This is a genomic window from Paenibacillus sp. P4_A7 (assembly GCF_056402455.1).
Genome location: NZ_JBFUHJ010000125.1, coordinates 1 through 13835, shown reverse-complemented (window position 1 = coordinate 13835; position 13835 = coordinate 1). Strand labels below are relative to the sequence as shown.

Sequence of the window (13835 nt, the reverse complement as noted above, 5' to 3'; positions counted from 1 at the left end):
GGTTATATGATGTTCACTGAATTGCAAACTCCATTAAAATGGTTTGGCATTCGAATATTTAAAGATGAAAACGGACATTATTGGTACAAATTTAAAAAAAATAAGCGAAAACGTATTTTTTAATGAACACAAAAAATCCCCAACTACAAAGGTCAGGGATTATAAGTTTGATTATAAATCTCTCTACTAGCCTAGTTGTTCGGCAAGCTCTCGTCCTGCATCAAGCTCTTTATTGAACGTGGCTCGATACTCAGCAATAATTGCTGTGCTGAATCCGTTCTTTGTGAGCATTGCAGTAGTATCCGTCATTATGATCTCAAACTTCGACGAGCAGCTGTCAACCTCTTGCAAGCCCTGAGCCTTTATTGCCGCTCTCCCGGCGGGATCTGCATTCAAGTATTGCACGAAAAGATCATCTATTGTCTTCATACAGCTATTACGAAGCGTTGTAAGCTTCGTTTGGGCGTCTGATGTAATCTCCTCATACGTAAGCTTCGGCTCAACTGTACCCGGGCCACCGCCAGGTCCACCAGTTGTAGGTCCACCACCACTACCATTTCCACCCTCATCCGGTTTTCCAGATCCACCACCTGCCTGCTCATCACGATAGGCCTTCGACTCACTGCTAATTGTCTTCGTTACTGGATCCCAATCTATAGTTACTCCAACTGATTCGGACAAGAACCGTAAAGGAACATAAATTGAACCTTTATAATTAAACAAAAATTGACCTGCTGGTACAGTCTTTGCTTTTCCATCGAATACTAGAGTCGCTTTCATTTGTTTAACTGCAATTTCAACATTTGCTTGCGACTTCTTGTTATTCGTAATAGCGTTTTGAAGCTGCTTCTTCAGATCAGCCAATTCCTCTTCCGTTGGGTTCGAAATTGAAGCGGTAGACTTGGCAGGGTCCCATTTCACTGATTTTTGCAGCGCATAGGAAATGTAACGTATCGGTACATAAGTGCGACCCATATAAATGAACGAGTATTGCTCGTCCGGAAGCTTAAGCGCTTGTCCATCGAACAGGAGATTAATAGACTGCGTTTTAGTCTTGATTGTTGTATTTGTGGTCGCTGCCGATGCAACAGATGCAAATAAAGACGAAATCATAGCCATGATAATGAAAACTGAGAGTAAACGTCGTTTTTTCATAATGTCTCCTAGAATTTATTTGCGTAATTATTTTAACGCATTTGCAATTGCATTAAGCGCTGCTGTTCTTGCCTCGGACTTCGCGCTTGCATACTGAGTGCTCCAATCCGGCATGCTTTTGTTGCTTATACCTGAAGAGCTATATTCATCTTTGGCACTCTTTAGTAATTTATCGAATTGCGCATCACAGGATGATTCAGCATTAGTAATCTTGGAGAGAAATTTATCTTGAATCACCTGCAGGGCAGATTCGCTATCTCCACTTATCTCCTGACTAATTTGTTCAACTAAGCTGTTGCTCTCAGCTCGACATGATGCCTCTAATTGATGCATGTTTGTTGTAACCTTGGCATCTATTTCTTTCTTTTTTTTCTCTTTTTCTAGTGCAGTATCAGGTTTGGTTGTTGGTATTTCTTTGGGAGTGGTTTCAGGTGTTGATTCAGGTTGTTCTACTTCGTCTGTATTAGTTGCTGTAGGAGCCGTAGGCTTGGTTGTTGCAGGCTGTTGTGTCTCCTCCGCTACGCCCGATGTAGGGCTAGGGGATTCTGTTGCTTTAGTACCCGTCTCCGTATTATTGTCTTCATCATCTATTGAAGGTTGTTCCTTATCCGTCTCTGCTACCTCTGTTATACGATTGTTTAGGTCATTAACCTTGTTTAGTTTGTTATACAAATTAATGCTGCCAAACAATATGATTCCAATTACAATGAGAGAGCCAATGATTACGATCAGCTTTTGCTTGGAGTTTTTGCTTTTGTTATTTTCTTGTAGATTAGGAGACATTATTTCACCTACCATATTTTAATTGCCAGATGATAAGTAGAAGCACCTGCCTTTCTTATATGCTGACATGATTCTATAACATCATATTGGAAACATCATCAAAATCGCAGATCTAACCACTTCACCGTTTTCCATAATATATACGTGACACAACGAGTAGAGAGGTCTATCACGATTTAGTATATGATCGAGTGTTAGGCCACATTTAAATATAGGCTAGGTCATTCTACTATTCAGATTAACCTAGATACCTAATCATACTTATTACCTAACATGTTTAAAGATGCTGCAAGAGAGTTAGGCAGAACMAAATTAACAAATCCCAAATATTACTTGCTTCACTCAACTTCTACATCGACCTACTTCAAAATTACGGATCTATCCTTTAGCACTCTGGTTTACAGTTCGTTACTAGTTTACCAAACTTAAACCTAACCTTTATATACTAGGCTCTCAGGCTAACTATAAATGGTGGACTAGAATCACGGTAATCTTATTTTTAACACCGTTCCGTTTACTTTATTCCGTAATACTTTACATACCAATCTGCAAACTTCTGCAAACCTACTTCTATTGATGTTCCTGGCTTATACCCAACTGCCCTTTGCAATAAGTCTGTTGAAGCAAAAGTTGCTGGAACATCTCCTGGTTTAATAGGCTCAAACACTTTCTTAAAAGCAACTTCTCGCCCTGTAGCATTACTTAACGACTTCTCTAGAGTCTCTATAAAAAACATCAATTTTTCAGGATTATTATTTCCAATATTAAAAATGTTGTGAGCAACAGATTCAGAAGATGGGGGAGTAACTATTAATCTTTCAATTCCTGTAACAATGTCATCTATATATGTAAAGTCTCGGTAGAGATCATTTTCAAAATCACCATCATTGTAAATTTGAATAGGGTCATTTGAAAAATACTTGTCAGTAAATCCGAAGTAGGCCATATCAGGACGTCCCATAGGTCCATATACCGTAAAGAATCTAAGCCCTGTAGCTGGAATCTTATACAGATGACTATACGTATGTGCCATTAACTCATTCGACTTCTTTGTAGAGGCATATAGAGATACCGGATTATCCACAGAATCAGTCTCTTCAAAGGGCACTTTCTTATTTGCTCCATACACCGAACTAGATGATGCATAAACAAGATGATCAACAGGGTGGTTTCTGCACGCTTCAAGAATATTATAAAATCCAATGATGTTACTCTGAATATAGACATCCGGATTTTCGATAGAATAACGAACCCCCGCTTGTGCTGCTAAATTGACAACAATATTGGGTTTATAGTTCTCAAATATTTTATCTATCTCCAACTTGTCAGCTATATCTCCTTTGATAAAAGTAAAATTATCATACGGTTTAAGCTGCTCTAAGCGAGAATGTTTAAGGTTCACATCATAGTAGTCATTCACATTATCTATGCCTATTACTCTACATCCTTCTTCCAGTAGCTTTTTGGATAAGAAGTATCCAATAAAACCAGCAGCGCCGGTTATAAGATATACTTTATTAGTGTCTAATTGTTTGTAATTCAAGGTTATCAGACTCCTTCATACCATTTTTCTTAGCAGGCTGCCTGCCAATTGAATGATATTCCACTCCTGCTGCTTTCATATCTTCTACATCATATATATTTCTACCGTCATAAACTAAAGAAATACGCATTAATCTCTTGTATGTTTCAGGTGTTACCTCTTTAATTTCAGACCATTCTGTAAAGATAAAACATACATTTGCCTCATCCAGAGCCTCATCTACGTTTGAAACATATTTAATACTTCCCCTGCCAATTCGTCCTTCAGGAAGGAGCTTTGAAAAGTTGTTTGCGCCGATAGGGTCATAAGCAAAAACATTGGCACCTTGCTCTAGTAGTAAAGGAATATTTTCAAGTGATGCAGCTTCCCTCAAGTCATCCGTTCCAGGTTTAAAGGTCAATCCCAAAATTGCAATTTTAAGACCATTAAAGGTAATAAGTCTTTGGCTTGCTTTTTTATACAACATCGTCTTTTGATCTTTATTGACTTCAATAGCGGCTTTAATAGTTCTTAAATCGTAACCGTGCTGTCTTGCCAAGTACTCCAAAGCTTTTGTATCTTTAGGAAAACAGGATCCTCCATAACCAATTCCTGCATTTAAAAACTTACTTCCAATTCTCTCGTCAAAGCTCATTCCTCTTGCAACATCCTGAACATCTGCACCTACTAACTCGCAAAGGTTAGCTATATCATTCATATAGGAAATTTTGAGCGCAAGAAAATCATTAGATGCATACTTAATCATTTCTGCCGATCTTCTGTTCACGGATACAATGGGTAGATTAAATGGCTCATAGATTTTTTTCAATAAATCCTCTGCCCATGTACTCTCGGTTCCAATAATAATTCTCTCTGCATGAAGAGTATCATGTACCGCTGATCCTTGCGCAAGAAACTCTGGGTTAGAGGCTACTTCTACCCGAACATCATTCACCAGAAAATCTTGAATAAACTGTTCGACCTTATCATTAGTTCCTACTGGGACAGTGGATTTTACTACTACAAGACAATCCTTCTCTATCGTTTCAGCAATTTGCCTAGCAACAGTTGCTATATAAGAAAGATTAGCTGAACCATCTGCTTGTTCAGGTGTACCAACACCTATAAATATGACATCAGCATCCTTATAAGCGGCAGCATAGTCCGTTGTGTAGTGAATTCTTCCATTCGAGATGTTTTGTTTCATTAATTCTTCTAGTCCAGATTCATAAATGGGGGAAATTCCGGACTTCATTATGTTAATTTTGTTTTCATCAATATCAACACAAATCACTTTATGGCCAACTTCAGCAAAACAAACACCCGCTACTAAACCAACATATCCTGTTCCTGCAACTGCTATTTTGTACATAATAGTATTTTTCCTTTCTCGTTGTATAAAATAGAATTAGAACAGCTAAGTATGTCTCTGGGTTTACCTTTAATCGTGATTTCACTGAGCTGCTGAATCATTCATTCCAAACAACTCTGTTCACATAATCGGTGTAAGATAACAATATCCTTAACACCTTATCAGATACATTCGGCATACTATAATCTTTAACTAACCTTAAAGTGTTTACCTCTTGCGTTTCTAATATCTCTAATCCTTGCAATATTCTTTCTGTATTTAAACCTACCATCATCACCGAGGCTTCTTCCATAGCTTCAGGACGTTCATGTGCTTGTCTAATATTCAGAGCTTTTAAGCCCAAAATTGATGCCTCTTCACTAATAGTTCCACTATCGCTCAATATAGCCTTTGATTTAATTTGAAGTTTTATATAATCGTTAAATCCTAAAGGCTTCAATATTCTTACTAATGGATTAAACTTCACACCCTTAGAAATAATCTGATTTCTAGTCCTAGGATGGGTGCTCACAATAAGTGGAATTCCATATTTCTCTGCTATCGAGTTCAAACTATTAACCAGATCAAAGAAATTTCTATCAGAATTAATATTTTCCTCTCTATGTGCAGATACTACAAAATACCCACCTTGTTGAAGATCTAGATCTTCAAGCACTTTAGATTTTTCAATATCATCTTGTCTAGAATTAAGCACTTCAAACATTGGGCTTCCAGTTTTAATAATTCTATCCGCAGGCAGTCCTTCCTTTAACAAATACTCTCTTGCTATATCACTATATGTAAGATTAACATCAGCAAGATGATCTACAATCTTCCTGTTTGTTTCTTCAGGTACTCTTTGATCAAAACATCTATTTCCTGCTTCCATATGAAAAATTGGTATTTGTCTTCTTTTTGCTGCAATTGCACATAAACAGCTATTTGTATCACCAAGAACTAAAAGAGCATCCGGTTTAACATCAACTAGAACAGGATCGATTTTCACTAAAATATTACCGATAGTTTCAACGGCGGTACCTGTAGCAGCATTAAGAAAATAACCTGGTTTTTTTAAATGGAAATCATTAAAAAACACTTCATTCAACTCATAATCATAGTTCTGACCTGTATGAACCAGAACATGTTCGATTGCACTGGATTCTTCTAGTTTATTTATTACCGCTGATAATCTTATAATCTCTGGTCTTGTACCTACGACTGTCATTACCTTGAGCTTCTTCATTACTTCTAAACCTCCTCATAATAGGTATCAGGTCTATTTGAGTCAAAATACTCATTTGCCCACATGATGGTAATCAAATCAGTATTTCCAAGATTCTCAATATTATGTGTATACCCAACTGGTATATCAACCACCTCTAGCTTTTCACCAGATACACCGTACTCAATAACATCATTAGTACCGATTAACCTGAATCGAATTACCCCAGTTCCACTCACTACTAAAAACTTTTCATTTTTAGTATGATGCCAGTGATTCCCTTTTGTTATACCCGGCTTAGATACGTTCACAGAGACTTGTCCCCTATCTGGTGACTTAATAAATTCTGTGAAAGAACCTCTATGATCCACGTTCATCTTCAAATCATAACTAAACTGATCTTTGGGTAAGTAGCTCAAATATGTACTATATAATTTTTTCACAAAACTATTAGATAACTCAGGTACCAAACGGCTTTCACGACTATTCTTAAATGTATAAATTAACTCTACAATTTCACCAAGAGTAATCTCATGAACTTCAGATATCTCACAGTATTGCCTATTTAAGTTTTCATTACCATATAGTACGTTAATCATTTCTTCAACTACATCATCTATATAAACTAAGCTCATACCAATATCAGGATTTTTCATAGTTATGGGTAGATTATGAGCAATATTATGACAAAATGTTGCTACTGCACTGTTGTAATTAGGTTTGCACCATTTTCCAAATACGTTTGGAAGTCTATATACTAGCACTCTTGCACCTGTTTCTTTACTATACTCTAAAAGTAGATCCTCACTGGCTTTCTTACTTATGCCATATGGATTGTTTAATAAAGCTTGAATTGACGATGACACAAGGATTGGGCAATAATTTTGGTGTTTTTTTAGTCTGTCTATTAATTTTGATGTAAAACCATAGTTACCGTCCATATATTCCGATTGATCCTGGGGTCGATTTACTCCTGCAAGATGAATGACAAAATCAGCATCTTTACAGTACGTATCTAATAATAAGTCACTTGTATCACTGCTATATTCTAATATGTTAGTAAAGTTCCGATTTCTTAACTCAACAATGAGGTTTTTACCAATAAACCCCTTGGAACCAGTAACTAATATATTCATGTTACCCCCGACCTCTCAGTTCTTCTTGAATATAATCTAGCATCAGCAGCTTATCTTTAATCTGTTCAATTGATAGTCTATCAGTATTATGAGAGTTATATTCGTCCTCAGATGATAACTTTTGACTGCCTTCTACGAAATACTTATCATAATTTAAATCTCTATTATCAGCTGGTACTTTATAATATCCATCCAGGTCTTTTGCAACAACATGCTCTTCCCTTGTTAGAAGAGTTTCATATAATTTTTCCCCGTGACGTGTTCCGATAATTTTTATCTCATTGTCTGCATTGAATAACTCCTTGATTGATTGTGCTAGATCTCCAATTGTAGATGCTGGAGATTTCTGCACCATTATATCTCCTGCTACAGCATTTTCGAAAGCAAATATTACTAACTCTACCGCTTCTTCAAGGCTCATTAAAAATCTAGTCATATTGGGATCTGTAATTGTTATAGGTAATCCACTTTTAATTTGCTCAATAAACAGAGGAATTACTGAGCCTCTTGAAGCCATAACATTTCCATAACGAGTACCGCAAATGAGTGTTTTATTAGGGTCTACTGTCTTTGCTTTAGATACAAACACCTTTTCCATCATTGCTTTGGATATCCCCATCGCATTTATCGGATAAGCTGCTTTATCTGTAGATAAACAAATCACTTTCTTCACTCCGGATTCAATTGCACCCGTTAATACATTATCTGTTCCTATTACATTGGTCTTCACAGCTTCTAATGGAAAAAACTCACAAGAAGGGACTTGTTTTAATGCTGCTGCATGAAAGATATAATCGACCCCATACATTGCATTCTTAACACTACTTAAATCTCGAACATCACCTATATAAAATTTTAGCTTATCGTCTTTATATAGCTTCCTCATATCATCTTGTTTCTTTTCATCACGAGAAAAAATACGAATTTCTTTTATATCAGTATCTAAGAACCTTTTCATCACTGCGTTACCAAAAGAACCTGTTCCACCTGTTATTAGTAATGTCTTATTTTTAAACATAACGTTCATCTCCTACTTCCCTCTTATTAATGACTTTATTAATCCAAATTGGTTGAACGATACAATACATACTTAGTGCTACTATGTTTGCTAATACTGCTCCAATCCATGAATCAAACACTTCTATGAAAAACCATGCTGAAGGAAACTTTAATACAACCCCTATTGTAAAAAAAATACTCTGCGTTTTTAAATGACCGAAACCGTTTGCTACACTAGACAAGACTCCACTCCAAATAAAAATGCTCCCGTATACGGAAAAAATTACTGAATAGAGAATATTAACTTGGATTGCATCATCACCAAGCCATATATTAATAATATATTGCAAGAATGGTATTAAACTAAATTGAAATATTATAGCTAATACAGTCATTAAGATTAATTTTTTATAGAGATTCTTAATCCATAAAAAATTTTTTTCTGCAATTGCTTTTGATACTGCCGACCATATTGGAGTCAATGCTAAAATAAATAGTGTACCTAMCAAAGAGAACAGTTTATTATAAATTAAGTATTCAACAATCTGGTCAGGGCCTACAAGCCACGTTATTATAAACTCATTTGTTGTTACTATAACCATATACATAATTTGAACCCAAAAAAACAAACCGCCTAATTTTATAACCTCTTTGGCATATTCGATACTGAAACTTCTAACTTCTGGTCTGCATTCTTTTAAACTTTTAGAAAAAACAACAATTGTTGCAAGCAATAAAGGTATGTTTATAGCAAAGACATATACTATCGCTAATAGAACTAAACTTGACAAAATCTCATCTGGTTTTGCTATCGAAACAAAACATAGAATAAATATACTGCTTAGTAATCCCAATAAATTGTTAAGTGCTGATTTTTGCAATGCATGAAGAATCGATGTAATTAATTTCAAAAAAAATTGCAACATTATTCCAATAAATATTATAGAAATAGTAATTCTAAGAGATTTTATAGGTACTAATTCACTAGGAATATTAAAGAATATGTTCCAGTCAATAAACTGGATAGCTATAAGTGATAACAATGAAATCACTACAACTACTATCCCAATTATTATGTAGGCAGATGATATATATTTTTTCATTCTAAGTTGATCTTTATTTACTAACAATGGAACTAATTGATTTCTAAGCCCATTGCCTATACCTAAGTCAAATGTTAAAACCCATGATAATACTGACAACACCGTAAACCAGACGCCAATTACAGACTGATTATCAAAGTATCTTATATATGCAGGTAACGTCAGTAGTGATACAATCAGCGCTCCGCCCTTTATTACAAACGAGCCAAATATATTGTTGATTATTATTCTACTGTTTTCGTTTTTGTTAAAGTTTCTCTTCAACTTAGCAATAAATTCAAACATTTGAGTACTCCAGTAAGTTATCGATTTTCTTCAAAAACTCATTATCTAAATCTCTTATAATTTTTTTATTGCTGTTTGAACCACTAATATTTACAGACATAATTACTTTTGCAATGCTTTTAGGATCGTATTCTTCGAAATAATAAACATAATTACCTATATCCGATATTTTTATAGCTTCTATATATACAGTTACAACATTTAACCCATTGGCCATATATGATAATATTTTTGATGGGAATGATGAATCTATATAATTACCATTTGGTATCTGGGTACTTAGACCAATATCACATTTTTGCATGAACTGAATATATTCATCTCCATGAAATAATCCATCGTATGTTATAGTTGCTACTGATTTTAATGAAACTTCTTCAATTTGCTTTCGAATATCCTCAGTTTGTTCTTCTGTACCAAACCCAATAATATGAATGTGATAGTTATTAGGTAAATACTCTACAGTATCAATAGCTAGTTGAGCCCCGCCCTTTCTAGGATCAAATGTCCCAGCATATACCACATGTATATTATCGTCTTCAAACTCAGCTTTTATTTCTTTTTCCACATAATAAGCACCGTATATTGCTAAATTAGGCTTATTTACAGAATTTATTTTTTTATTCAAAAGTTCGGTTGAAAGTAAAAACTTATCGGCACTATCAAATGCTTTATATTCGTCACTTTTCATATAACTTGAGATCGATTGTATATCCTGATATATTTCTTCTACCTCTAATATAACCTTAAATCCTTTGATCCATTTCGCAATCCTAATAGGTAATGATAAAATTACAGAGTGATATACAATAATTTGCTCGTTTTTTTTAGTATTTTTAATCAAAAAAGTTGTTAATAAAATTATTGAGAGTACGTACTTTATTAATTTTAAGATCCTATTTTTTGTGCCAAAAGAAAAAAAGGTTCTCAAAGTTACATTTTCACTTATATCAATAACACTGCCCCTATACATGCCCTTTATATTATTTGTCCAGCTAGGAGATATAATTTCAACCGAGTATTGATTTCTAATTAAAGCACTACAAATATAATCAATCTTATTAATAGCAGCCAAACTTGCTTGTCTATTTTCATTACTTTTTTGGGCATGTTCATAAAAAGCTATATACTTTATTATTTTGTTGTCCATTTAGTAGCCTCCTAATTTACTAGGAGCAATTTTATAAAAGAGTCAATTGCTCTTATAACCTACGATAATATAAAATCATTTTAATATACCTCTATCTTCTCCCCTAATCCTATCACTACCCACTTTACTTCGTAGTTAAAGGTACTTTCATAGTTTCTGATTCTTCGCAATTCTAACCAGCTTATCTTGTCCGACACCCTATTTAGAAACGTTGATCTATTAACTTACTATAAGTAATAACGGAGCGTATTAATCTAATCAATCGCACACTTTTTTACTACTCGCATAAGGAATAAATAGAAATGTCCAAATTAAAGTGCTGTAAACTAAATTTTGAGTATTTATCGATATAAACATTACAGTGAATATAGCGATAGTAACAATGATATCTCTATTTATAAAACTGCAGAATCTATAAAAATTAACCATTATTAGTATACCTATTGGATATCCTAAGGCCATGATAAATGAAAAGAAAGTTCCTGTTATATCATTAGTACCGTAAGAATTAAAGTTGCGTTGTATATAGTGAAATCCATTTACAAAACTGCTACCGAATATAGGATTATAAAATGACATCTTAATATTGTTAATTATACTTTCGAAACGAACCTTAAATGAGATATTGTCGTTTCCCTCAACAAGTTTACTAAAAGAACTATTTAATCTAAKAAATATATCATCATTAGATTTTGATGTCATATAAGCAACAATAAAAATTCCTATTAATATGACAACATCCTTTACTCTTAATTTCTGCTTAGTTTTTAACACATAAAAGAGTAATAATGGAACCATACACATTAAACCAACAGTTGAAAAAGTAGTTATTAGGGTCACTGCTAATATCATAATGCAAATATTTTTATATCGGTGTTTCAAAAAGAACATCTCCACTGATAACGCAACCAATATATAGAATTGGAATACACCAGGTTCCCTAAATATTCCCTGATTTCGCATAACTCCATCCCAACCTACAGAATATGATAGCCACATATCAACAAATGGCGTACCTAGTACATTTTCGTATGTAGGGAAAAACGCAAACATCCCGCTCATATGTAATGGCAAAATAATATATGTCGCAACTATAGAAAAAATTGAATAAAAAACAATTGCATTTACATATCCTCTCAGGTATTCTTCTTTAGTAATAATATTAGAAATCAAGAATCCTGATATTACAGCATTTATAAAAAGAAAGTTTTCAAAATAAAAATCTTGATGTATTAATATTGAAATTAGATTTATACTGGATATTAATAAAAAAAATAGTATGCTCGAAGTTTTAATCTTGATTCCTTTAAATACAAAGAAATATATGAATACTCCTAGAATAAATGCGAGCCAACCAATGGTTATTATTTCTTTTCCCCAACGCAATGAGCCTGAAGCAGATTCAATAGTAAATTGAATTTGTAAAATTATAAATAAAGTCGAAAATATCCAACTTAAACTTCCACTTTTTATATTTTTATCTACTGTCTGCTCTTCAAATTTATTCATTAATTATACCCCTGTACATATTATGAATTCTTCCAAGGATATCTTCACTCGAAAATAAATCTTCAATGTGTTTCATTGCATTTACTCCTAGCCTTCTTCTTTTTTCTTCATCTTCAATTAAATCATTTAATGCTATCCCTACTGAATTACTGCTGTCTTTTTCGGTCAATAAACCGTTAAATTCATGTTTAACGATTTCAGGAATTCCACCTACATCAGTAGCGACGAGCGGTAATCCATGTTTTGCTGCCTCTAAAAGTGAAATGCTTAGTGTTTCGTGTAGTGTACATAAAACAAATATGTCACTCCCAGACAAAATTCTGTCTATATCATTCCTATACCCTAATAAAAAAACTGTTTTGGCTTCAATTTCTTTCGACAACTCTTCTTGCATAGTTTTGAAATATTCACCATTACCGACTATAATATATCTGATTTTTTTAGTACTATGTAATTTTCTAATTGTTTCTGCTAATATATCAAACCCCTTCTCTTGTGTTATCCTTCCGGTTGAGGTTATAACTATCTCATCTTCATCAATGCCCAATTCTTCTCTGATGGATAAAATTGATTTGTTGTCCTCAACTAAAAGTGGTGGCAAGTTGTATATACATCCATACCTTTTTTTTGAATTTCTATAAATGATATTCCAGTTAGCAACATATTCGCTAACTCCATACGATGCTGATGTAATTCGTAAAGTAATGGCCTCGAGCATATTCAATATCCTTTTTTTAAGGTTTGAAAAATAGAGTGCTTCTGAACTACTTCCATGAACTGCCACGATGGTATTTGATACTTTTGCTAGTTTACAAGCTAAAGCAAAATGAAAACCAGCTAGCTGCAAACCTCCAATATGAACAATATCTGGTTTACACTTCAAAATATCTTTTCTTAACTGATTGATGACCTTTAAATTTAACAATCCTAGACGTCCTTTGGGCATAATTAATGGGACAAAATCGTACTTTATATTAAGCTCACTTTCCATAATCCGCTTATGGCTAATATAAGGGCCTCCATTTTCTCCTCCTTCTATAAAAGTTATCATTACAACTGGATTCTCATTCACTCTGCAACGCTCACTTCCTAGAAAAATTTTAGACTTTTTCAAAAAAGGATTTAGATTCTTCCACCCAATTATCTAAATCAAACACCCTAGATTCTTTGCAATATTTCTTTAATTTTTCGATATCTCCTCGGTCACTCTTTAGTATTTTTTCCAATTTATCTAGTGCAACATTATTGTCATCTATTGTGATAAAAAATCCATTCTTACCTTCAACTAAATAATTCTCTAGATCACTAGTTTTTGTTGTAATAACTGGTGTTCCACTCATTATGCTTTCTGTAAATTTAGTAGGAAATCCCGCATTAGTTATTCTATTTTCTTCCCTTAGCAACAAAGTAAAATCGGATTGTTGTATATTCAACCTAATCATTGTATTCTCTAAGAAACCATAGAAATAGATTTTGCCTTTTAGTTCCTGGATGATTTCTTTATCTTCAGGGAGTACAGTCAGATATTGTTCTTCCGTTATACCGTAAATAGAAAATTTAAATTCAAGTCCTCTTTTATGTAATTGATGCAGTAAAAGGATAGATTTATCTAACCTATCT

12 protein-coding genes are annotated in these 13835 nt (G+C 33.8%); all 12 read right to left on the bottom strand.

Annotation, left to right across the window (positions count from 1 at the left end):
- Window positions 1-186: 186 nt before the first annotated feature.
- Window positions 187-1155, bottom strand: coding sequence for a copper amine oxidase N-terminal domain-containing protein (locus AC1DWN_RS16490; protein ID WP_477559991.1), 969 nt, complete (start codon window positions 1153-1155; stop codon window positions 187-189).
- Window positions 1156-1182: 27 nt separating this feature from the next.
- On the bottom strand, window positions 1183-1938 hold the full coding sequence (locus tag AC1DWN_RS16485) for a hypothetical protein (protein ID WP_477559990.1): 756 nt from the start codon (window positions 1936-1938) through the stop codon (window positions 1183-1185).
- A 514-nt stretch (window positions 1939-2452) separates the two neighbouring features.
- The gene (locus AC1DWN_RS16480; RefSeq protein WP_477559989.1) at window positions 2453-3481 is read right to left on the bottom strand and encodes an SDR family NAD(P)-dependent oxidoreductase; all 1029 of its coding nucleotides are present in this window, start codon (window positions 3479-3481) and stop codon (window positions 2453-2455) included.
- Window positions 3456-4832 carry a UDP-glucose dehydrogenase family protein gene (locus tag AC1DWN_RS16475; protein ID WP_477559988.1) on the bottom strand — a complete coding sequence of 459 codons (1377 nt, stop codon included), beginning with the start codon at window positions 4830-4832 and terminating at the stop codon, window positions 3456-3458. Before AC1DWN_RS16475 ends, AC1DWN_RS16480 begins: the two co-directional genes overlap by 26 nt.
- A 97-nt stretch (window positions 4833-4929) precedes the next feature.
- A complete protein-coding gene (wecB, locus tag AC1DWN_RS16470; RefSeq protein ID WP_477559987.1) occupies window positions 4930-6054 on the bottom strand; it encodes a non-hydrolyzing UDP-N-acetylglucosamine 2-epimerase in 1125 nt (374 codons plus the stop codon).
- Between the two features lie 5 nt (window positions 6055-6059).
- The gene (locus AC1DWN_RS16465) at window positions 6060-7169 is read right to left on the bottom strand and encodes a capsular polysaccharide biosynthesis protein CapF (protein WP_477559986.1); all 1110 of its coding nucleotides are present in this window, start codon (window positions 7167-7169) and stop codon (window positions 6060-6062) included.
- A 1-nt stretch (window position 7170) separates the two neighbouring features.
- On the bottom strand, window positions 7171-8187 hold the full coding sequence (locus tag AC1DWN_RS16460; protein WP_477559985.1) for a polysaccharide biosynthesis protein: 1017 nt from the start codon (window positions 8185-8187) through the stop codon (window positions 7171-7173).
- On the bottom strand, window positions 8180-9556 hold the full coding sequence (locus AC1DWN_RS16455) for an MATE family efflux transporter (protein ID WP_477559984.1): 1377 nt from the start codon (window positions 9554-9556) through the stop codon (window positions 8180-8182). The genes AC1DWN_RS16460 and AC1DWN_RS16455 overlap by 8 nt, the downstream gene beginning before the upstream one ends.
- Complete coding sequence (locus AC1DWN_RS16450; RefSeq protein ID WP_477559983.1) at window positions 9549-10706, bottom strand: glycosyltransferase; 1158 nt, start codon at window positions 10704-10706, stop codon at window positions 9549-9551. The genes AC1DWN_RS16455 and AC1DWN_RS16450 overlap by 8 nt, the downstream gene beginning before the upstream one ends.
- 258 nt (window positions 10707-10964) lie before the next feature.
- Window positions 10965-12215 carry a hypothetical protein gene (locus AC1DWN_RS16445; protein ID WP_477559982.1) on the bottom strand — a complete coding sequence of 417 codons (1251 nt, stop codon included), beginning with the start codon at window positions 12213-12215 and terminating at the stop codon, window positions 10965-10967.
- Entirely contained in the window at window positions 12208-13287 is a 1080-nt protein-coding gene (locus tag AC1DWN_RS16440) for a glycosyltransferase family 4 protein (protein WP_477559981.1), read from the bottom strand. The genes AC1DWN_RS16445 and AC1DWN_RS16440 overlap by 8 nt, the downstream gene beginning before the upstream one ends.
- 28 nt (window positions 13288-13315) lie before the next feature.
- On the bottom strand, window positions 13316-13835 hold a 520-nt coding region (locus AC1DWN_RS16435; protein ID WP_477559980.1), incomplete at its 5' end, for a glycosyltransferase.

Coding starts and splice junctions, on each gene's coding strand:
- AC1DWN_RS16475 (WP_477559988.1), bottom strand. CDS start 4,832: ATGTACAAAATAGCAGTTGCAGGAACAGGATATGTTGGTTTAGTAGCG.
- AC1DWN_RS16460 (WP_477559985.1), bottom strand. CDS start 8,187: ATGTTTAAAAATAAGACATTACTAATAACAGGTGGAACAGGTTCTTTT.
- AC1DWN_RS16485 (WP_477559990.1), bottom strand. CDS start 1,938: ATGTCTCCTAATCTACAAGAAAATAACAAAAGCAAAAACTCCAAGCAA.
- AC1DWN_RS16450 (WP_477559983.1), bottom strand. CDS start 10,706: ATGGACAACAAAATAATAAAGTATATAGCTTTTTATGAACATGCCCAA.
- AC1DWN_RS16490 (WP_477559991.1), bottom strand. CDS start 1,155: ATGAAAAAACGACGTTTACTCTCAGTTTTCATTATCATGGCTATGATT.
- wecB (WP_477559987.1), bottom strand. CDS start 6,054: ATGAAGAAGCTCAAGGTAATGACAGTCGTAGGTACAAGACCAGAGATT.
- AC1DWN_RS16465 (WP_477559986.1), bottom strand. CDS start 7,169: ATGAATATATTAGTTACTGGTTCCAAGGGGTTTATTGGTAAAAACCTC.